Here is a 19,267-nt window from a genome sequence, read left to right as displayed (position 1 = left end):
TCAATGTAGGGTTTACATGGTAGCGAGATGGAATTTCAGCAGGTTTTCAATTGACTTTAGAAGAAGTACAGCAACTCGCATCTCAGTACGCGGTGATAATAGGATCGATTACGGCCTGCGCTGGTCTAATCGGACTGCTCTACAAGGCAACGAGCGTTTTAGTTCTGAAGTTTCAAGCCTTTCAGCGTCGGAAGAGGCTTAGAGGTCTTTTAGTCGTGCCAACGCCAGACGAAATTGCAAAATACTCGAAGAAAACTGCAAACCATATCAGCCCTGAAGAACGGGCATATGAAAAGTGGTTGCGAGAGCGGAAGCAGATGGTTCAGGTGATATATCGAAGAATAGCCACAAGGCGGATGCTGGTGTTGGCATTTTCCATTGTCTCATTGTTCTTTTTATTGGGTGGATGGATAGCAGTCATTGCCTTGTCATGATGTTGCATTTTTTCACATGCGCCTGTTGCCAAAACGGACCGGAGCATTCTTAGTAAGAAAAACTTGCACATAGACCGCCTGCAATAAACCGGCAGGGGCTGTATGACCTCATGAGCCATCATGCCGCCACCGAGTCGACCAAAGGCAATCCAAAGCTGACTGAGCAAAGCTGCGCCTCAAGCAAAGCCCTGCCATAGCTCGGGCCATCCCACAGCACCAATTCTGCGCCGTCCTCATTGAGCGAGACACAATAAAGCTGCTGCCCTATATCCTCACCTTTGGTGATAACCCCGCCGTCAATCTCGATTCTATCCATTCTGCTTTTCCCACTGCTGAGTTTTTCCGTTCCACACGCGCCCGTCTGGGCCGTGGCGCTCCCAATCCGTCAGACGCCGCCACTCATCCAGACTGACTACCTTGCCGGTCCATGTGACGGGCCTGCCGCCAACGCCGACCTTATCGGGCACTGGCCCCGGATTTGGGGACTGCTGGGGTGGTTCGCGTTCCTTTACGGTATCTACCCGCCGACACATGGCAGAAACCGGCAAAAAGGTCTGAGCCGCCTTATTTGCAGGGGTTTCGTCGTCTCCGCTCGTTGCGGCAGAAAGTGGCAGAAAGTCCCCGGCTTGGTTTTGCTCTGGGGTTTCTGCCGGTTCTTGCCGGTTCGGCTCTGGTTTGCCAAAGCCCTTGTTTTCAACGCTCTGAACCCTTTTTGCCGGTTTTGGCCGGTTGTCGGTAAAGGTAACAGGGTTAGTGTCATACTTTCGTGCGAGTTCAGACCAACGCCCCATAACTTAACCTCCCAACTTCGGATTGACGGCATAGACCACAGACGGACGGCCCCCGGTGTCGATTTTGATTTCTTGCAGCCAATCCGCATCAACCAGAACAGACAACGCGGCCTGCACCTGCTTAGCGGTCCCTAAGCCGGAGCGGTTGCGGTGCTGTATGTCACGGACCTTCAAGCCGGTCAGTTGTTCGTCTTGGATGATACGGGCAATCACTCGTGCACCCTCGACCTCTGGCGCGGGCTTAATCGCTCCATAGGCTCGGAAGGCATGAAGCCTAAGATAGTCGCCTACGAGGTCACACGCACGGCCAACATGGAACGCCTCAATCTGTGACGGGCAGTCTGTCCCGGTAGTTGCTGCCCAGTCGAGATGGGCCAAGACATTGGCGATGCGCACCACAAGCCCCGGCATTTTGCCGATATGGCTTTTGAACAGGCCTGCTGCATCAGTTTCCCATTCCCGACACTGGGCGCGAAACTTGTCCAGGATATCGGCTGCACCATCGCTGAAATGGACGTAGAAGGGACGCTTGCCGCCATCTTCACACACGGAGTGCTGTAAACCCCGAAGGCGATTTATTGCGTCAATCATGCTCTGGTCGCTCATGCCTCGTGAAGGGCGGGAAAGTGGAACCGGGTCAGGGAAAACAACCATGAACCGGGCAAGCAACCCGTCATCGTCCGCTTTGACGAGAAGATCCGAGAGGCGGTCAGGCTGTGTGCCGCCAACTATCGAAACGCTCAAGTGTTCGACAATAATGGGCTCGGGGCTGTTTTTGCGGTCTATGGTGTAACTGCGACCGCCGTAGGCTTCCAACCAGAACGGACGGTCACCGCCACCGTTGTAGCGGTCCATACTGGACAACCAGCCAGACAACTCGTCACGCGCCAGCAACAACCCACGCCATGTAGATGACAGCAGGTCGGCAACTTTTTCCGTGGTGATATCGGTGATGCTGATACGTTCACGAACGGGCGGTTTGCCTGCATCTGCTTCTGTTGGCTTTGCAGGGGGTTCGGCACCATCAGCCAGCGCGGTTTTGGCATCTGCTTTCCATTGTGCCAGAGCGAATGATGCGAGTTCGTTTTCACTCTCCCATTCATCGCGCGCGCGCCTGTAGTCTTCGGATAGGCTGCGTTCTATTTCCTTAACCGGGTCCAGCACACTATCAAGCGCGGGACTTTTGCCTGCGGAGGGATCACCAACCAGCATCGACCAAAGCACCGGGGGCTCTTTCCAGCCCTCCCAAGGCACCGCCCATCGAGAGTTGCCAATGGCAGCACTGGCAGCGCTTAATAGGGTCAGGGCGATGTAATCCCTTGGTGTGCCCTTCACCTCGGCGGCTGTGGTAATCCAATCTGCCCAAGGTCCATAGACATGGTTGAATTCATCCGGCGACATGACCGGCGCGGCGGGCCGACTTGGTTGCCCAATGTTCATATCCGGGTCCGGCCATTGGGTTGCGGGTTCAAATGGTACTGCCTGTGCTACGTTCATTTCACTGCTCCGTCTCTTAGGACGTCATTCCAATCCTGCCCGTCTGGTGCGGGCATCAATGATACATCCCAGCCAAGGGCATGTGCCCGAGATGCAAGCTTGTCGCCCGCTTCCCGTCCGGCTGGTTCTCCGTCTGTTGCGATAATCAGCGCCCCGGGTTTGTTCGGCAGGCGCAGGGCCTTCATTCCCGAGCTACTGAGCGCGCTCCACACCGTTGCAGGACCGCTGAGCAGCCCAGACAGCAGGGAAAGGCCAGTTTCTATGCCCTCGGCCACCACAAGCGGCCCATCGGCCTCTGACAGAGGCACAGCGCCGCCAGCGCAGCTACCCAGCATCATTTTCGGGCTGGTCGTGAGCCTGACGCCCTTCTTATCGAAGAATGTCCGGTGAATTGCGCCGGTCGTGACGTTGGCCACCATTGCCATTGCCCACGATGTTGTCGGGCCGTGGAAGATATCAGGGACAAATCGCAGGGACGGAGGAAGGGGGCAGGTGATGCCCCGCGCCCTTAGATAAGCCTCGGCCTTGGTGCGCTCAATGGGCCGGGATGCCTCCCAGATACCGCGCGCCTGCCGCAATTTGTTTTCTGCGTATTCCTTTCGCTTCTGTTCGGCCTCACGCTGTGCCTGCGGGTCAATCCGCGCAGAACTGGCGGGAACATTGGCCGCGTCGGCAATGTCGTTGAACACGCAACCGGACTTGAAACAGTAGAGCAATAGCTTGCCCCCGGATTCAGACACGGAAAGCGCGTTCTGGTCTTTGCGGCGCTCCTGCTGGCAGACAGGACAGGGCGCAGAGCCCCGTCCATTGCGCCAGACACCACCGAGGTTGAATGTCAGCGATTCAGCGTTCATGGCGTGACTCCCCGTAGTGCAACAGGGCAACCAGTCTTGCTGCGGCCTCTGATAAACCGTATTGGCGGCGTAGAATCTGGACTTGGAGGGTAAAGGTACTCATGACAGCACCCCCAAATCCACGCCGAACCAGTGACACGCCAGAATGGGGCAGTCGCGCAGCATCTCGCGCGGCGGGTTGTTGTCGTTGTTGGGGTTGAACACCGGGGCTACGCCAAAGCGTTTGGCGGGTTCGCGGCGATTGTCATTGCTGAAATATTTCAAGCTCATGCTCTATTCCTCAAGCTTGCGCTTTAGGTCAGAACACGTTACATTTGTTGCAGTCCTGCCAATGACTGAAAACGAAATGCCCCGTGCCCATATTGACCTATGGTGCGCGGGTTTCGTTTATGCGGCAGACGCTTTTACCTTCGCATCAAACCATCGGTCTAACTCGCCATATTCCAGACGAGTTGCGCCACCAAGTTTGACGAACTTCAGATTGCCTGCCTTCATCTCGGCATACAGAGTTGCGCGAGACATGCCGGTGTATTGAGATGCGCCATTCACATCCGTAGCCCTTGGCCTTGGATGGTCCCTGCGCGGCTCGGTATCGGTGGAATTGATTTGATCGTTTCTATCCATCCTGCTCACCTCTGCGTTGCTTCGATACACAGAGGGTGGCAGGTGCTATTCGCGCCGAAAATGCCGCCGAATTCGCGCCATTCGCGCCATTTACGAATATGGATAGATTCTCGCGCGAATTAGCCCTTTTTGGGTTTCACCCCCGGCTTTGAGCCATCCTCGGGTTTGTGTGTCTCCCACATGTGGCGTTCTACATCTCGCCTGATGCCGTGCGCATTGCGCCACGCCTCACGCTGACTAACGGTGGGATTTCTGCCGGGGATCGTATCAAGCCAATTATTATATGCGGATTCTCTTTCGGCGGTCGTGGAAAACGGGTTTCCGGGCTTCGCTTCAAGCATTTGAAATTGCGCCAGCCAGGAGGTTGCATCTTCAATCGGTACCACGGGAAGGTGTCCGCGAAAGCCTCGGCAGTCCTCATCGCGCTCAATAGCGCCGCACCAAAAATCGGCGTCAAACGCCTCAGACGCTGTTTCGATTTCAGTTGGCCATGAATCACCGGGGATGACTGTGTTTGTTTCCTGCGTCCTTGCAGTAACCTCGCAATCGCCCAGCGCCCTCAATAGCTTTAATTGAGACACTGGCATCCAGTCTTGCATTGGCCGCTCAAGGTTGCCGCTGAGGATTTCTATTGCATGGCAAATCTGATGAAGAAGCACATAAGTGTCAGAATCTATCTTGAACCGACGCATCCCCCAAAGGTTCTCTTTCTGGGCAGTCTCGATAACCTCGTATGCCCTTCGCTTTTCCGGGCTCATTTTTCGCCCCCAATCGCAACCACGTTAGCGCTTTCCTGTGTGACCAGTTCTGCCCACTTGTCCAGCGCAACGGCGCGCTCAGCCAGCAATTCAGCCTGATTGTAGACACGGGCAACCGCACTGGCCTTTGACGCCGTGGCGGCGTGGTTTAAGACACGATCCACCACCGATTCAGATACTCCACGTTCGGCCATATGGGTTGCAAACGCGGTGCGGAAATCGTGAAGCCGCCAAGGTTCGAAATCATCACCAAGAAGCTCATCAAGGCTTTCTTTCATGTCACTCCACCCTGACACAGGGGTGCGGCCTGTGGTTGTGAACAGATATTCCGGTGTAGCAGAAGTAGCAGATGTAGCAGGGGGCCTGCCGCGTTTCCGCTTTTTCTGAACCTCCCCATTCTCGGCCCTCATCTGTTCAAGCCGCTCTATCGCTGCCTGTACTTCCGCAAGAGCAGGCGGGGAAAGGTGTGTTGTATGCCCTCGGTCGTTCTTTTCTTGAGAAACGGATTTTTTGAAGCGGCTGTTATCAATCTCCACCTCTGCCAACTCAAGCGCGCCTATAGATCCCCGGCGCTGAACAGTTAGTATCAGCAACCGTATCACAGGCCCCCAAAGGTCTCCCATATCAAAAGACTTGGCCCAGATTTCCCGCACCTCATCCAGTGATAGCACCCGGTCGCGGATTCTCTCTTTCGTAGCCCGCTCCAACCTGCTGCCGGGGTCTTGGTCGATGTATTCCCTACGCCACGCCCAGCGCGTCATTGCCTTGAGTGCCGCACGAATGCGGTTAGCCATTATCAGGCGTCCCTCTTTGGCCTTGTCGTCAATGGCCTTCTGTAGGATGGATCGCGTCAGGCTCGGGAAGGGTTCGGATAGATGCGCATCAAGGGCCAGTTCCAATTGTCGCTTTCGCTCACCGCCTGTTTTCAGGTTCTTGAGCTTCAAATCAGAATACAGATTGATGACTTCCTGAACGGTTTGGATTCGAGCCGCTGCGCGCTCTTTTTCCAAGCGTTGCTCTTGAGCCTCTAGCACCCGGTCAAAACCTCTTGCCGCTTCGGCTTCGATTTCCAGAGCCAAAGCGCGGGCATCTGAAAGACCGATTCCCCCATCCTCTCGCTTACCGGCAGGGGACCATGTGCAGTAAGTGCCAAAGGTGTGCTTTCGCTTGGCTCCACCCTTAACGCGCTTCTCATACATCCAAACCGCCCGAGTCGGGTAAACCCTCAAACGCAGGCCTGCGCGCTTCATATCGGATATCTCGATTCGCCCCGTATCTGGCCGTTTCAGCTTAGATAGAAATCCGTGTGTGAGTTCTATTTTCACTGATTGATTCCTTTGGGGGACATCTGGGGGACAAGGTGGGCTGGATACTGGTGGACGAGTATGGACAACTATATACGCTTTTTGATTGGGGGACAATACAGGCAATGCCCTAAAATATATGAATTTACTGTAGCAATTGGACCGGGGCAGATTGTCATGGACGAATATGGACAATCACAGGATTTTACGCCGCTTCTGACTTCTAATCAGCAGGTTCGGGGTTCGAGTCCTCGCGGGATCGCCAATCATTTCATACGTTTAACCCCCCAAATATAGCGGGGCGATTTTGGTGGGGTTTTGTGCTATAGTAACCTTGCGGCCCGGATCGGGCCTGCAGGGGAGAAACCGCCGTCTCACAAATGATTGAGAGTGAAAGGTGGTGCGAGGGGCTGGGTGAGGGGGTCTTGACCAGCCCCTCTCTCTATTTTTCTTGGAGGGGGTACACGGATCGATGAAAGTGGTCCGTTGAATTCAACCTATCAAATCCCAGTGATCCTGAATATTGGGGGTTTCCCGTAGGGTCGGATTTCACTGTTCAGACATATTTCAGACATTCTGACGCGATAGGAAGAACAGGCGACGCGCCCGATCCTGTCTGATGATTGACCGAGGGGGTAGCGAGTTCGGCGCGTCGCACCCCTTTTTTGCAGGTGGTGCGCGAACCCGGCTTAAAGCGCCCGGTATTAAACCTGAGACACGAATATCCTGCCACGCCTTTGGCGTTCTTGCGACATTCGTTTCGCTTGCGATTCAGGTCAAAGCCGGGCGCTACAGTTAGCTGACGCCAAACTCACCCAGCACCTGCTCTGCTTGATCCGGGGGCAGTGCGAATTCATCTATGTACCTGATTTTATAAGGCAAACGCCCTTTGGTCTGCTGAATATTCTCACCGTGGCCGACCACATAAACCATGGCGTTGAAGGGCACGGGGTGCAGGCGCATCAGGCCATCCTGATTGGCGGGCAGGATCAGCCTGTGGTCGATCTCGGGCATGATGATGTTGGCCTGGTCTTTGTCGCCGCAGCGATAGCGCCAGGCCACGCAGGACCCGCAGGTCGAGCCGAATGAACGCATCTTGGACAGGCGCGGCGGGAATTTGGCCAGGTTTCGGCCGGTTACCCTGCGAAACAGATCATTCAGGCGCCGGGGAATCATGGCCAGCCCCAGCGGGCCTTCCTGCGCGCGGATCGCCTCTTTTGTCGCGCGGTTCAGAGGTGCGATCCGGTGCGATGCGGTGTCGAACATATAGCCGCGATCGATCAGATAACCTTCGGTCGCGCGGGTTTCGATCAAATGCTCCACCAGCGCGGGATGGGCAAAATCATCGGCGTCGAGCTTGAACAGGTAGATGTCGCCTGTTTCCGTGCTTTGGCAATGATTGGCGATTTCCCTGCGCTTGCGTGTGCTGTCATTGCCGTCGATCTGTTCCGAGAAGGGCAGGAACCGGACCTGATCATCAAAGGTGATGCCATCGGGTTTGGACTGACTGCAGATGACGGCCTTCCAGTTCGGATTTGTCTGCCGCTGCAGGGTTCCGATCGTGCGCTTGAGGTTGGCGCAAACCTGCGCCCAGTCATGCGCCTTGTCGCGGGCAATGAGGGGAATGGCAAAAATCACCACCGGTGTACCCGAGATCGGCTCCTGCGCCATCACGGTCCGCCATGGGTCGATGCGGGATGTGCAATAGCTGCGTTGGGCGCTGGTCAGGGGCATAGAGGCGATCTTTTCATTAGCGTCTTGCTGCGGCGCAGCCTGACCGGACCCTATTGGGCGATGTCTGTCTTTTCAAGCTGGTGTGGGTCTATGCCCGCCCCGAGGCCCCAAGTCCGCGGATCACCGCGCGGGCGGTGGCCTCGACCGGGTCGTGCGTGTCTTTCAGGATCGCCACGCGGTCAAATCGGTCGGGATCGGCCATGACCGCATCCCGCAGTGCCGAACCAAAGGCCATGCGCAGTTCGGTGCCGATGTTGAATTTGCAGATCTTCGACTGGGCCGACAAGTCAGCCCGCTGGGCCAGTGGCACGCCCGAGCCGCCGTGAATGACCAATGGGATGTCCGTTACGGCCTCGATCGAGCGGATGCGATCTACGTCCAGACCGCCTTCTTTGTTTTGTTGCAGGTGCACGTTGCCGACGGAAATCGCCATCGCATCAACGCCGGTGTCGCGGGCGAATTTGGCAGCCTCGTCCGGGTCGGTGCCTGCCGATTCCTTGCCGCCGGAATAGCCGACAAAGCCAATCTCGCCCTCGCAGGAAATCCCGGCCTGAGCCGCGATCTGCGCGACGGTCGCGGTTTCCTCGATATTCTGCTGCAGGGGCTTTTGCGATCCGTCATACATGAGCGAGGTAAAGCCTGCATCCCGCGCTTCGCGGCATTCATCCAGCGTATAGCCGTGATCCAGATGCGCGACCACTGGTACGTCGACCGCGGCGGCCAGATTGCGGAACATGGCCCCCAGAACCGGCAGCGGGGTATGGGCGCGGCAGGACGGACCGGCCTGCAGGATAACCGGTGCGCGTTCGGCCTGTGCCGCCATCGCAAAGGCGCGCATGTCTTCCCAGCCCAGACAAACCAGACCGGGCACCGCATAGCCCCCAGCCAACGCAGGGCGAAGAACGTCGGAAAGGGTCGCCAATGTCATTTGAACTTGGCCACCATGTCCATGATCCCGGGGATGGTGTGCAACTGCTCGGCATGGGTGGGTTGGAAATACTGTTTCAGGCTGCGCTGGCTTTGCCCGCCTAGGATAGTGAAATAGTACATCTGGTACCCCGGCAGAACACAGCAGGGGTGATAGCCCTTGTCGATCAGTACGGTCGAGCCATCGACGATGTGATAGGCATCGCCCGGTTCATTATCGACCCGCTGTAGCATTTGCAGCCCCGAGCCGTAGTTCGGTTTGAACCGGAAGTTATAGCATTCGTCGTGGCGGCTTTCGTCAGGCAAACGGTCGGTGTCGTGCTTGTGGCTGGGAAAGCCCGACCACCCGCCCTCGCCAACGGTGAACAGCTCGCTGACCAGCAGGCGGCCAACGCGGTCGTGATGCGCCGCGCCAAGGATGTGCTTGATCTTGCGATGGGTTTTCGTGTCGTCCGAGCCGTATTGGACAAGGTCCAGCTCGGCCTGTCGTACGGCAAAGGGTTTCAGGGTCTCGGCGAATTTTGCGCCGGCGATGAACACTTCGGTATCGGTTCGAGCGGTGATCCGCGCGCCGGTGTCGGTGGGGATATAGACGCCTTCGGGTTCACCATCCCAGACATCCTCGCCCCGGTTGCCGATATCGGCATAGGTTTCCCCGGCCGTTTCCACTGTGACCGTGCCGGTCGCAGGGACGACGCAGGTTTCATACCCTGCAACGCGATAGTCGAAATGCTCACCGGCTTTCAGTTTGACGATGTTGAAATAGACCAGCGGAACATGCGCGTCATCCACGTCTACGATTGGGGCTTGCTGGTTGTCGAAGGGGGCTATGTGCATGGCGTATCCTTTCAGGCCGCGTTCGGGCCAGCATGTTGGGCGCGGAACTGGTCAAGCTCGGCGCGTGTCGGCATCGCCGGGGCGCAGCCGACGCGGGCGACGACCATGGCGGCACTGGCCGAGCCTTGCAGAACGGCGTCGCGTACCGAAAGACCATCTGCCAGACCCGAGACAAACCCGCCCATGAAACTGTCGCCAGCGCCGGTGGGTTTCAGGGCCTCGGTCCGATAGATGCCGGTCTCAATCTCGCCCTCGGGCGTGATCGTGATCGCGCCTTTCTCGCCCATTTTGTAGACCGCGATGGCAGCGCCGTTGGCGACCAATTCGCGCGCCTTGTCGAGGCCACGGTCGTAGTCTCCGGCCATGAAGCCGAATTCGACATCATTGCCGACGATCACGTCGCACATCGCCCCGGCGCGGGAATAGACATCTGCCGCGACCTGCGCTGAGGGCCAGGAATAGGGGCGATAGTCGACGTCGAAGATCAGCGGCAGCCCGGCCTGTTTCGCCAGATCAAAGGCGTGAAAGGCTGCACTGCGCGAGGGCTCGGCGGCCAGCACCGTGCCGGTGGTGATCAGGGCCGAATAGGCGCTGTAATCCACGGCGTCCACATCGTCCTTGGTCATTTCGAAATCAGCGGCACCATTGCGGTATATGACCGACTGATGATCCTCGACCCGGGTTTCCACAACCGCCAGTGAATTGCGGGCCTCGCCACCGACTGAGCGCACATGAGCGCGTCCGATCCCGTATTTGTCCAGCTCGTTCAGGGCAAAGCGCCCGATGGCGTCATCCGCGACGCAGGTGACAAGATCGGCCTTTGCACCCAGTTTGGTCAGGGCGACCCCGATATTGGCGGAGGAGCCGCCTAGGCAGGAAAAGAACTGCGTCGCCTCTTCGGTTTTGGTGCCGGGCGGGTCTGGGTACAGGTCCATGCCCGCGCGTCCGATGATCACGAAGGTGTTGCCGGAAAGACGTGAGAGATCGGTCATCACACGCCCTGCCTTTGCTTGGCGCGTTCGGCTTCGATCTCGGCATGTTTTTCGCGGACATTGGGGTTGTCGGAGACCTCAGGCGTGCCGACCTCCCACCAGGTATGGCCTTGTGTGGTCCAGCCGTCATAGGCGTCGACATTCATGACAATAACACTGGTCTTGTCCGATGCTTTGGCGCGTTTGAACGCATCACCCAGCTCTGCCGGGTTGGCGACGGTTTCGGCGTTGGCCCCCATGGCGGCGGCGTGCTGGGCAAAATCCACCGCAAAGGCCTCGGGGATCGTTGGGCAATCCTTGATCAGGTTGTTGAAGCTTTCGTTCCCGGTGTTGTTTTGCAGCTTGTTGATCACCGCAAAGCCGCCATTGTCGAGCACCAGAATGATCAGTTTCTTCTGCGACAGCACCGAGGAATAGATATCCGAGTTCATCAGCAGATAGCTGCCATCGCCGGTAAAGACGATTGTGTCCTGATCCGCCTCACCCTCGGACTGCGCAATGCGCGCACCCCAGCCGCCTGCGATTTCGTAACCCATGCAGGAAAAGCCGAACTCAACATCGACGGTGCCGATATCCAGCGTGCGCCAGTTGGCGGTGACCTCGGCAGGCAATCCGCCCGCAGCCGCCACCACCCGGTCGCGCGGGTCGCAGAGGGCGTTTACGACGCCAATGGCCTGCGCGTAGGAATTGGGCCGGTTGCCGTAGGATGTGTTTTCTTCGACATAGGCATCCCATGTCTTGCGCTCGGCCTGCGCCTGCGCGGTCCAACTGTCCGGGGCGCGATAGCCGTCCATGGCGGCTTGCAGTGCAGAAAGCGCAAGTTTGGCGTCGCCGACTACGGGATGCGACAGGTGTTTGATCGCATCATGCCGTCCTACGTTCAGGCCGATAAATTTCGAGTCTTTGGCAAAGGCGGTCCAGGATCCTGTAGTGAAGTCCTGCAACCTTGTGCCAACGGCCAGAACCACATCTGCGCGCTCGGCAATCGCGTTTGCGCTGTCCGAGCCGGTGACGCCGATGGGGCCGATGTTCAGGGCGTGGTCCGCCAACAGATTGGCGCGTCCTGCGATGGTTTCGACAACAGGGATGCCGTGGGTTTCGGCAAAACTCGTCAGTTCCGCAACCGCGCCGGAATATTGCACCCCGCCGCCCGCGATGATCATCGGGCGTTCGGCGTTGCGCAGCAATGCGGCAGCATCGGCGATTTCGGCAACATCCGGGGCCTGACGGCGGATGCGGTGGACGCGGCGGGCAAAGAACTCTTCGGGGTAGTCATAGGTCCAGCCTTGCACGTCCTGCGGCAGGCCAAGAAAGGCGGGTCCGCAATCGGCGGGGTCCAGCATTGTGGCCAGTGCCGCGGGAAGGGACTGAATGACCTGCGCAGGATGCGTGATGCGGTCCCAGAACCGGGTCACGGATTTGAACGCGTCGTTTACGCCCAGTGTCGGGTTCCCGAAATGCTCAAGCTGTTGCAGGACAGGATCGGGCAGGCGGGTCAGAAAGGTGTCGCCGCACAGCATCAGCATCGGCAGCCGGTTGGCATGGGCCAATGCCGAGGCTGTCAGCAGATTCGCGGTGCCGGGGCCGGCGCTGGCGGTGCAAAACATGATTCGGCGGCGCAGGTGGTATTTGGCATAGGCGGCAGCAGCGAAGCCCATGCTTTGTTCGTTCTGCCCGCGATAGAGCGGCAGGATGTCCTGAACCGGATACAGCGCCTCGCCCAGACAAGGGACGTTGCCGTGACCAAAAATGCCGAAACCCCCGCCGAATATACGGGTTTCAACGCCATCGATCTCGATGAACTGATTGACGAGATACCGCACAATCGCCTGGGCTGTCGTCAGTTTGATCGTTTTTCCTGACGGGGTCATGTTACCTCCTTGCGGGTCGAAATGCGGCGCGGTGCCGTCGATTGACAGTTGCGAAGCGCCCGCGCTCAGGATACGACTTTTGCAACCGGTTGCAACAAGATGATGAAGGGGAGGGCGCGTCATGGCTGAAATCGGGATCGGCCTGATCGGCGGCGGCTACATGGGCAAGGCCCATGCTGTGGCTATGTCTGCGGTCGGCGCGGTGTTCGACACCGAGTTGCGCCCGCGGCTGGAAATGATTGCCGCATCCAGCCCCGCATCGGCCGAACGGTACCGCAAGGCTTATGGCTTTGCGCGGGCAGGGGCCGACTGGCAAGAGGTTGTTGCAGACCCGGCGGTCGAGGCCATTGTGATTGCCTCGCCCCAGCACACGCACCGCGCCATTGCCGAGGCTGCTTTTGCGCGGGGCAAACCAGTGTTCTGCGAAAAACCGCTGGGCGCGTCGCTAGAGGATGGCGAGGCTATGGTTGCCGCTGCCGAGGCATCGGGCCTGACCAACATGATCGGGTTCAACTATGTGCGCACCCCCGCAACGCAGCTTGTGCGCAAGCTGCTGGCGGATGGGGTGATCGGCGACGTGACCTGGTTTCGCGGCGAGCATACCGAAGATTTTCTGGCCGATCCCGAGTTGGCCGCCAATTGGCGGACCGAAGGCCGAGCCAATGGCACGATGGGGGATCTTGCGCCGCATATGGTCAATTGCGCACTGGCGCTGATGGGGCCGATCGATACGCTCTCAGCCCAGATCGAGACCATCCATGCGACCCGACCGGGTGCCGAGGGTCCGGTTGCGGTCGACAATGACGATCAGGCGCAGATGATGGTGCGGTTCGCAAGCGGGGCCTCGGGCCATCTGCATTTCAGCCGCACCGCGACGGGCCGCAAGATGGGATACGCCTATGACATCCACGGCACCAAGGGCGCGATCCGCTTTGATCAGGAGGATCAGAATGCCGTCTGGCTGTATCAGGCCGAAGGCCCGGATGCGACGCGCGGGTTCACCAAGATCCTGACTGGGCCGGATCACCCCGATTACCTGCAATTCTGTCAGGGGCCGGGGCATGGGACCGGCTATCAGGATCAGATCATTATCGAAGCGCGGGATTTCCTGCAGGCCATTGCGACGCAGACGCCAATCTGGCCGACGTTCCGCGATGGGCTGGCCGTTTCGCGCGTCATTGACACTGCATTTGCCTCGGCCGAAACCGGTCGCTGGCTACCCGTACCGCAAGATTGAAAGGACCCCGGGTATGACAATTCGTATCGGCAATGCGCCCTGTTCCTGGGGTGTTGAGTTTGCCAATGACCCCCGCAATCCGGAATGGCGCAGCGTTTTGAAAGACTGCGCCGAAGCCGGGTACAAAGGGATCGAGCTGGGACCGGTGGGCTTCATGCCCGAAGACCCGGCCATTCTGTCCGAGGCACTGTCGGAGCATGAACTGGACCTGATCGGAGGCGTCGTGTTCCGCGCGTTCCACGACGCGGACCAGTGGGACGATGTGTTGGATGGCGCGGTGCGGACCTGCAAGGCGCTGGTGGCGCATGGGGCGCAGCATCTGGTGCTGATCGATTCAATCTCGCCCCGCCGCGCACCCACGGCGGGTCGCGCCGACGCGGCAGAGCAAATGAACCAGCAGGAGTGGGAGGCGTATCGCGACCGGATTGCCCATGTCGCCAAGATGGGGGCCGAAGAATATGGTCTGACTGTGGGTATCCATGCCCACGCTGCGGGGTTCATGGACTTTGAGCCGGAACTGGAACGCCTGCTGGATGAGGTCGATGAGAGCATTCTGAAGATCTGTTTTGACACCGGCCATCATTCCTATGCCGGGTTCGATCCGGTGGCATTCATGAAGCGCCATATCGACCGTATCTCGTATATGCATTTCAAGGATATTGATCCGGTCGTAAAGGCGGATGTGATCGACAAGGGCACCGGGTTTTATGATGCCTGCGGTCAGGGGATTTTCTGTAATCTCGGGCAGGGGGATGTCGATTTCCCGGCGGTGCGCCAGATCCTGCTGGATGCAGGTTTCAAAGGGTGGTGCACCGTCGAGCAGGATTGCGATCCGACGCTGGATGTCAGCCCCATCGATGATGCGCGGGCCAACCGTGAATATCTTGAATCCACCGGTTTCAACTGAGGAACACTGCCATGGCGAAACTGAAATGGGGCCTTATCGGAGGCGGCGAAGGAAGTCAGATCGGGCCGGCGCACCGCTTGGGCGCTGGGCTGGATGGCGCGTTTGAATTCGCAGCCGGAGCGCTGGATCATCGCCCGGACGCGGGCCGCGAATATGGGCAGCGATTGGGTCTGGCCGCTGACCGGGCCTATGGTGACTGGCGCGAGATGCTGGAGGGGGAACGCAACCGCCCCGACCGTATCGATCTGGTGACCATCGCGACGCCAAACGCGACGCATTACGAGATTACCAAGGGTTTTCTTGAGGCCGGGTTCAACGTGCTGTGTGAAAAGCCCATGACCATGACCGTTGAAGAGGGCGAGGAGATTGTCAGGATTGCCCAGTCCGTCGGGCGCATTTGCGCGGTGAATTACGGCTATTCCGGCTATTCCCTTGTACGACATATGAGGGCGATGGTGGCGCGGGGTGATCTGGGGGCGATCCGGCTGGTGGTGGCCGAGTTTGCTCACGGCCACCATGCCGATGCGGCGGATGCAGATAATCCGCGCGTGCGCTGGCGGTACGATCCCGCGCAGGCCGGGGTTTCGGCACAGTTTGCCGATTGCGGCATTCACGCGCTGCATATGGCGTCGTTTGTCATCAACCAGCAGGTGTCGCGTCTGTCGTCCGACATCGCGTCCTGTATCTCAAGTCGGGTTCTTGAGGATGATGCGCAGGTCAATCTGCGGTTTGATGGCGGGGCTGTGGGGCGGCTGTGGACCTCATCCGTGGCCATTGGGCGTCAGCATGGCTTGACCTTACAGGTGTTCGGGGAAAAGGGCGGTTTGCGGTGGTCGCAAGAGCATCCGAACCAGTTGTACTGGATGCCTTTGGGCGGGCGGTTGCAGGTGCTGGAACGTGGCGAGGCCAATCTGAGCCCCGAAGCGGATCGCACAACCCGCGTCACCATTGGCCATGCCGAAGGGATGCCGCTGGCTTTTGCCAATATCTACAAGGATCTTGCCGAGGTTATCAGTGCGGCCAATGCGGGTGTAAGCCCCGATCCGGCGGCTGATCTTTACCCCCGAGCTGAAGATGGGTTGCGGTCGATGGCGGCGGTATATGCGGTTGCGGAAAGCGGCAAGCAGGAGGGCGCATGGCTGGACGCCCGCCCACCGATGTTTCAGGATTGAACCGAGTCTGACGGCGGGCGCAGGGTCCGCCGTTCAATGATCCGGCAGGGAAACAGCCGGGTTTCGGCAAGCCGGTCGGGGTTTTCAATCGTGTCGATTACAAGGTCGATCGAGGCGCGGATGATCTCGGACACCGGCTGCCGGATCGTGGTCAGATCAATGTTCTGCCAGCTTGCCATCTCCATGTCATTCAGGCCGATCAGGCCGACGTCATCCGGCACGGACAGGCCCGCATCCCGCACCGCGCTGAGCGCGCCGATGGCAATCACGTCATCGCCGCAGAAATACGCCTGAGCCGGGTTCTCGAAGAGTTGTTTTGTCATCTCTGCGCGGCCTGCTTCAAACGAATAGGCCGACGCGCAGCTGGTGCTGACCGTGATGTTGGGATTCGTTTTGGCAGCTTCCACAAACCCCCGCGTGCGATCCTGAGTCGATGTGGCGGATTCGGGCCCGCCCAGAAAGGCGATGCGTGTGTATCCGCGAGATATCAGCACGTCGGCGGCCATGCGCCCACAGGCCACGTTGTCGATGCCAACCACATGCACATGCGGCGAGGGCGTGAAACGGCCAAAGGAATGCACCACCGGAACGCCCGCGTTTTTGAACGCCTCGGCAAAGCTGGGCGGCAGGGTCGAGGATGCGACGATCACCCCATCAACCGAATACTGACGCAACATGCGGATCGAGTTCACCGGGTCGGTCTCATCTGTGAGATTAACCAGCAGCGGGCGCAGGCCGCGATCCTGTAACCCCCGGGTAAACAGATCAAAAACCTCAAGCAGCAGAGGGTTGTGAAAGTTGTTCGAGACCAGCCCGATCAGTTTGGTTCGCCCGGTCGTCAGGCTGGAGGCCAGCGCATTGGGGCTGTAGCCAAGTTCGGCAGCGGCGCGTTTGACTTTGGTGCGCGTCTTTTCCGAAACCGAGGCGCCTTCGGTGAATGTCCGTGAAACGGCCGAGCGGGAAACGCCTGCCTTTTTCGCCACATCCTTGAGGGTTACTGCCATCGTTTTCTTTCACCACGCCCAGATCAGCACGCGGCTTAGCACGGACCGCGCCCAGATTACAGACTGCGCTGAGCCTGTGAAAATTGCAACCGGTTGCAAAATGATCTGATCGGCGTTACCGTTTTGCCTGAGGCACCGGGCCTGTCCCGGAACCTGCCTTTGAAAGCTTGGGAGGACATCATGAAATCATTTATTGCATCCGTTGCGATTGGCGTGGGCGCATTGACGGCACCGGTCGCTGCGGTGGCTGACGGCCATGGCTCGTTGAACTATGTGCTGGTAAGCCATGCACCTGACAGCGATACCTGGTGGAACACGATCAAGAACGGCATCGCGCTTGCGGGCGAGCAGATGGGAGTCGAGGTCGAATACCGCAACCCGCCCACCGGTGACATTGCCGACATGGCGCGAATCATCGATCAGGCGGCGGCATCGAGCCCCGATGGCATCATCACCACGCTGGCTGATTTCGACGTGCTGAAAGGCCCGATCCAGAATGCGGTCGATCAGGGGATCGACGTAATCATCATGAACACCGGCACGCCCGAGCAGGCACGTGAGGTTGGTGCGCTGATGTATGTGGGCCAGCCCGAATATGACGCGGGCTTTGCCGCCGGTCAGCGGGCCAAGGGCGAAGGTGTGACCAAGTTCCTGTGCGTGAACCACGCGATCCAACAGCCAACTGTGGGCGAACGCTGCCGGGGCTATGCCGATGGTCTGGGCATCGAACTGGGCGACGCGATGATGGATTCCGGCACCGACCCGGCGGAAATCAAGAACAAGGTCAAAGCCTATCTGACCGCAAACGAAGATGTGGACGGCGTTCTGACACTGGGCCCGGTTTCGGCTGACCCGACCATCGCTGCGCTGGATGAGATGGGGCTGGCTGGTGAGATCCACTTTGGCACGTTCGATCTGGGCGAAGAGATCGTCAAAGGCATCAAGGGTGGCACGATCAACTGGGGTATCGACCAGCAGCCGTTCCTGCAGGCCTATATGCCGGTCATCATCCTGACCAACTGGGACCGCTATGGCGTGCTGCCGGGCAACAACATCAACTCTGGCCCCGGTTTCGTAACCGCCGCCGGTCTTGAAAAAGTCGAAGAGTTCGCGGGCGAATACCGCTGACCCTGTAAGCTGGGGCAGCGCGCAATTCAGCGCCGCCCCAGCGCAAAACTTGCCAAAAACACCATACCGGAGGACCTGAGATGGCTGAGACTGCCACATCCGGGGACGAACGGGTAAAAGAGTTACCCGCGTGGCGCCGCGCGCTGATCCGCCCAGAGCTGGGTGGGATATGCGGAACCGTGCTCGTCTTCACCTTCTTTCTGCTGACCGCGTTCGACAGCGGTATGTTCGAGCCACAGGGCATCATGAACTGGACCCTGGTTTCGGCGCAGTTCATGATCATTGCCGTCGGCGCCTGCCTGCTGATGATCTCGGGCGAGTTCGATCTGAGCGTGGGCTCGATGATCGGGTTTGCGGGCATGATGATCGCGGTCTTTGGCGTGGTTCTGGCCTGGCCCATGTGGCTGGCCATCATTGTGACCTTTGTCATGTGCACATTGATTGGGGCGATCAACGGGTTCATCGTTATCCGCACCGGTCTGCCCAGTTTTATCGTGACGCTGGCGTCATTGTTTATTCTGCGCGGCTTTACCATCTACATTCCGCAGAAGGTGGAAAGCAAAACCATCATTGGCGGCATCCGGGACGCAGCCGAGGGCGACTGGCTTGCGCCGATCTTCGGCGGCAAGATCGGGCAGGGCTTTTTCCAGTGGCTGGGCGATATGGGCGTGATCGAGGTCTTCACACGCGGCAGCCGTCAGGGCCAGCCTGTTGTGGACGGATTGCCGATGCTGGTGGTCTGGGCCATCGTTCTGATCGTCTTCGGCCATATTCTTTTGACCCGCACGCGCTTTGGCAACTGGATCTTTGCGGCTGGCGGCGATGCCGAAGCCGCGCGCAATTCGGGTGTTCCGGTGAACCGGGTCAAGGTTTCGATGTTCATGTTCACCGCCTTCTGCGCCTGTGTTTTTGCGACCTGTCAGGTGATGGAGTTCGGATCAGCCGGGGCCGACCGGGGCCTGCTGAAAGAATTCGAGGCGATCATTGCCGTGGTCATTGGCGGAGCGTTGCTAACCGGCGGATATGGCTCGGTCATCGGGGCCGCTTTGGGTGCTTTGATCTTTGGCGTTGTACAGCAGGGCCTGTTCTTTGCGGGCGTCGAATCCAGTCTGTTCCGGGTGTTCCTGGGCGTTATCCTTTTGGGCGCTGTGGTGCTGAACACCTATATCCGCCGCATGATTACCGGAGAGCGTTAA

Annotated in this window: 20 protein-coding genes and 1 tRNA gene; 7 read left to right on the top strand and 14 right to left on the bottom strand. The window is 58.7% G+C overall.

Annotation, left to right across the window (positions count from 1 at the left end; translation table 11 throughout):
* The first annotated feature begins 50 nt into the window (after window positions 1-50).
* Window positions 51-434, top strand: coding sequence for a hypothetical protein (locus tag ACR0FG_RS03740; RefSeq protein ID WP_480890250.1), 384 nt, complete (start codon window positions 51-53; stop codon window positions 432-434).
* 118 nt (window positions 435-552) lie between these two features.
* On the opposite strand, the gene ACR0FG_RS03735 is transcribed toward ACR0FG_RS03740, so the two are convergent.
* From ACR0FG_RS03735 to ACR0FG_RS03700, 8 genes are all read right to left on the bottom strand, one after another.
* Window positions 553-750, bottom strand: coding sequence for a hypothetical protein (locus ACR0FG_RS03735; RefSeq protein WP_480890248.1), 198 nt, complete (start codon window positions 748-750; stop codon window positions 553-555).
* Window positions 743-1,225: a hypothetical protein gene (locus ACR0FG_RS03730; protein WP_480890245.1), complete on the bottom strand. Its 483-nt coding sequence runs from the start codon at window positions 1,223-1,225 to the stop codon at window positions 743-745. The genes ACR0FG_RS03735 and ACR0FG_RS03730 overlap by 8 nt, the downstream gene beginning before the upstream one ends.
* Window positions 1,226-1,228: 3 nt before the next feature.
* The gene (locus ACR0FG_RS03725) at window positions 1,229-2,722 is read right to left on the bottom strand and encodes a YfjI family protein (RefSeq protein WP_480890242.1); all 1,494 of its coding nucleotides are present in this window, start codon (window positions 2,720-2,722) and stop codon (window positions 1,229-1,231) included.
* Window positions 2,719-3,576 carry a DUF7146 domain-containing protein gene (locus ACR0FG_RS03720; protein WP_480890240.1) on the bottom strand — a complete coding sequence of 286 codons (858 nt, stop codon included), beginning with the start codon at window positions 3,574-3,576 and terminating at the stop codon, window positions 2,719-2,721. Before ACR0FG_RS03720 ends, ACR0FG_RS03725 begins: the two co-directional genes overlap by 4 nt.
* Window positions 3,577-3,675: 99 nt before the next feature.
* On the bottom strand, window positions 3,676-3,846 hold the full coding sequence (locus tag ACR0FG_RS03715) for a hypothetical protein (RefSeq protein WP_480890238.1): 171 nt from the start codon (window positions 3,844-3,846) through the stop codon (window positions 3,676-3,678).
* Window positions 3,847-3,963: 117 nt separating this feature from the next.
* Window positions 3,964-4,200: a helix-turn-helix transcriptional regulator gene (locus ACR0FG_RS03710; RefSeq protein ID WP_480890236.1), complete on the bottom strand. Its 237-nt coding sequence runs from the start codon at window positions 4,198-4,200 to the stop codon at window positions 3,964-3,966.
* Window positions 4,201-4,319: 119 nt separating this feature from the next.
* A complete protein-coding gene (locus ACR0FG_RS03705; RefSeq protein ID WP_480890235.1) occupies window positions 4,320-4,958 on the bottom strand; it encodes a hypothetical protein in 639 nt (212 codons plus the stop codon).
* Window positions 4,955-6,283 (bottom strand): tyrosine-type recombinase/integrase, encoded by a 1,329-nt coding sequence (locus tag ACR0FG_RS03700; protein ID WP_480890232.1) that lies wholly within the window; start codon window positions 6,281-6,283, stop codon window positions 4,955-4,957. Before ACR0FG_RS03700 ends, ACR0FG_RS03705 begins: the two co-directional genes overlap by 4 nt.
* A gap of 143 nt (window positions 6,284-6,426) precedes the next feature.
* Here ACR0FG_RS03700 and ACR0FG_RS03695 point away from each other — a divergent pair.
* Window positions 6,427-6,527 (top strand) — tRNA-Arg (locus ACR0FG_RS03695).
* Window positions 6,528-7,057: 530 nt separating this feature from the next.
* Here the strand turns inward: ACR0FG_RS03695 and ACR0FG_RS03690 are convergent.
* From ACR0FG_RS03690 to iolD, 5 genes are all read right to left on the bottom strand, one after another.
* On the bottom strand, window positions 7,058-7,996 hold the full coding sequence (locus ACR0FG_RS03690) for a hypothetical protein (protein ID WP_480890230.1): 939 nt from the start codon (window positions 7,994-7,996) through the stop codon (window positions 7,058-7,060).
* An 88-nt stretch (window positions 7,997-8,084) separates the two neighbouring features.
* Complete coding sequence (locus ACR0FG_RS03685; RefSeq protein ID WP_480890227.1) at window positions 8,085-8,924, bottom strand: class II fructose-bisphosphate aldolase; 840 nt, start codon at window positions 8,922-8,924, stop codon at window positions 8,085-8,087.
* Complete coding sequence (locus ACR0FG_RS03680; protein ID WP_480890225.1) at window positions 8,921-9,760, bottom strand: 5-deoxy-glucuronate isomerase; 840 nt, start codon at window positions 9,758-9,760, stop codon at window positions 8,921-8,923. Before ACR0FG_RS03680 ends, ACR0FG_RS03685 begins: the two co-directional genes overlap by 4 nt.
* A gap of 11 nt (window positions 9,761-9,771) precedes the next feature.
* On the bottom strand, window positions 9,772-10,752 hold the full coding sequence (gene iolC, locus ACR0FG_RS03675) for a 5-dehydro-2-deoxygluconokinase (protein WP_480890223.1): 981 nt from the start codon (window positions 10,750-10,752) through the stop codon (window positions 9,772-9,774).
* Window positions 10,752-12,623 (bottom strand): 3D-(3,5/4)-trihydroxycyclohexane-1,2-dione acylhydrolase (decyclizing), encoded by a 1,872-nt coding sequence (gene iolD, locus ACR0FG_RS03670; RefSeq protein WP_480890221.1) that lies wholly within the window; start codon window positions 12,621-12,623, stop codon window positions 10,752-10,754. Before iolD ends, iolC begins: the two co-directional genes overlap by 1 nt.
* Window positions 12,624-12,744: 121 nt before the next feature.
* On the opposite strand from iolD, the gene ACR0FG_RS03665 reads away from it, so the two are divergent.
* The 3 genes from ACR0FG_RS03665 to ACR0FG_RS03655 are packed head-to-tail and all read left to right on the top strand — an operon-like array spanning window position 12,745 to window position 15,939.
* A complete protein-coding gene (locus tag ACR0FG_RS03665; protein WP_480890220.1) occupies window positions 12,745-13,860 on the top strand; it encodes a Gfo/Idh/MocA family protein in 1,116 nt (371 codons plus the stop codon).
* A gap of 13 nt (window positions 13,861-13,873) precedes the next feature.
* Window positions 13,874-14,767: a sugar phosphate isomerase/epimerase family protein gene (locus ACR0FG_RS03660; RefSeq protein ID WP_480890218.1), complete on the top strand. Its 894-nt coding sequence runs from the start codon at window positions 13,874-13,876 to the stop codon at window positions 14,765-14,767.
* Window positions 14,768-14,778: 11 nt separating this feature from the next.
* Complete coding sequence (locus ACR0FG_RS03655; protein ID WP_170717174.1) at window positions 14,779-15,939, top strand: Gfo/Idh/MocA family protein; 1,161 nt, start codon at window positions 14,779-14,781, stop codon at window positions 15,937-15,939.
* On the opposite strand, the gene ACR0FG_RS03650 is transcribed toward ACR0FG_RS03655, so the two are convergent.
* Window positions 15,930-16,943 carry a LacI family DNA-binding transcriptional regulator gene (locus tag ACR0FG_RS03650; protein WP_480890216.1) on the bottom strand — a complete coding sequence of 338 codons (1,014 nt, stop codon included), beginning with the start codon at window positions 16,941-16,943 and terminating at the stop codon, window positions 15,930-15,932. The two genes, ACR0FG_RS03655 and ACR0FG_RS03650, sit on opposite strands and share 10 nt — an antisense overlap.
* A 180-nt stretch (window positions 16,944-17,123) precedes the next feature.
* Here ACR0FG_RS03650 and ACR0FG_RS03645 point away from each other — a divergent pair, with 180 nt between their 5' ends.
* Entirely contained in the window at window positions 17,124-18,071 is a 948-nt protein-coding gene (locus ACR0FG_RS03645) for a sugar ABC transporter substrate-binding protein (RefSeq protein ID WP_480890213.1), read from the top strand.
* 80 nt (window positions 18,072-18,151) lie between these two features.
* On the top strand, window positions 18,152-19,267 hold the full coding sequence (locus ACR0FG_RS03640) for an ABC transporter permease (protein ID WP_480890211.1): 1,116 nt from the start codon (window positions 18,152-18,154) through the stop codon (window positions 19,265-19,267).

It is taken from the genome of Ruegeria sp. E1 (genome assembly GCF_056534225.1).
This window is presented reverse-complemented; position numbering and strand designations above follow the sequence as displayed.

Bases quoted from the DNA above. Each gene is read 5' to 3' on its own strand.
- iolD (WP_480890221.1), bottom strand. From the start codon at position 12,623: ATGACCCCGTCAGGAAAAACGATCAAACTGACGACAGCCCAGGCGATT.
- ACR0FG_RS03690 (WP_480890230.1), bottom strand. From the start codon at position 7,996: ATGCCCCTGACCAGCGCCCAACGCAGCTATTGCACATCCCGCATCGAC.
- ACR0FG_RS03665 (WP_480890220.1), top strand. From the start codon at position 12,745: ATGGCTGAAATCGGGATCGGCCTGATCGGCGGCGGCTACATGGGCAAG.
- ACR0FG_RS03655 (WP_170717174.1), top strand. From the start codon at position 14,779: ATGGCGAAACTGAAATGGGGCCTTATCGGAGGCGGCGAAGGAAGTCAG.
- ACR0FG_RS03720 (WP_480890240.1), bottom strand. From the start codon at position 3,576: ATGAACGCTGAATCGCTGACATTCAACCTCGGTGGTGTCTGGCGCAAT.
- iolC (WP_480890223.1), bottom strand. From the start codon at position 10,752: ATGACCGATCTCTCACGTCTTTCCGGCAACACCTTCGTGATCATCGGA.
- ACR0FG_RS03650 (WP_480890216.1), bottom strand. From the start codon at position 16,943: ATGGCAGTAACCCTCAAGGATGTGGCGAAAAAGGCAGGCGTTTCCCGC.
- ACR0FG_RS03715 (WP_480890238.1), bottom strand. From the start codon at position 3,846: ATGAGCTTGAAATATTTCAGCAATGACAATCGCCGCGAACCCGCCAAA.
- ACR0FG_RS03640 (WP_480890211.1), top strand. From the start codon at position 18,152: ATGGCTGAGACTGCCACATCCGGGGACGAACGGGTAAAAGAGTTACCC.
- ACR0FG_RS03710 (WP_480890236.1), bottom strand. From the start codon at position 4,200: ATGGATAGAAACGATCAAATCAATTCCACCGATACCGAGCCGCGCAGG.
- ACR0FG_RS03735 (WP_480890248.1), bottom strand. From the start codon at position 750: ATGGATAGAATCGAGATTGACGGCGGGGTTATCACCAAAGGTGAGGAT.
- ACR0FG_RS03725 (WP_480890242.1), bottom strand. From the start codon at position 2,722: ATGAACGTAGCACAGGCAGTACCATTTGAACCCGCAACCCAATGGCCG.
- ACR0FG_RS03660 (WP_480890218.1), top strand. From the start codon at position 13,874: ATGACAATTCGTATCGGCAATGCGCCCTGTTCCTGGGGTGTTGAGTTT.
- ACR0FG_RS03730 (WP_480890245.1), bottom strand. From the start codon at position 1,225: ATGGGGCGTTGGTCTGAACTCGCACGAAAGTATGACACTAACCCTGTT.
- ACR0FG_RS03685 (WP_480890227.1), bottom strand. From the start codon at position 8,924: ATGACATTGGCGACCCTTTCCGACGTTCTTCGCCCTGCGTTGGCTGGG.
- ACR0FG_RS03705 (WP_480890235.1), bottom strand. From the start codon at position 4,958: ATGAGCCCGGAAAAGCGAAGGGCATACGAGGTTATCGAGACTGCCCAG.
- ACR0FG_RS03645 (WP_480890213.1), top strand. From the start codon at position 17,124: ATGAAATCATTTATTGCATCCGTTGCGATTGGCGTGGGCGCATTGACG.
- ACR0FG_RS03680 (WP_480890225.1), bottom strand. From the start codon at position 9,760: ATGCACATAGCCCCCTTCGACAACCAGCAAGCCCCAATCGTAGACGTG.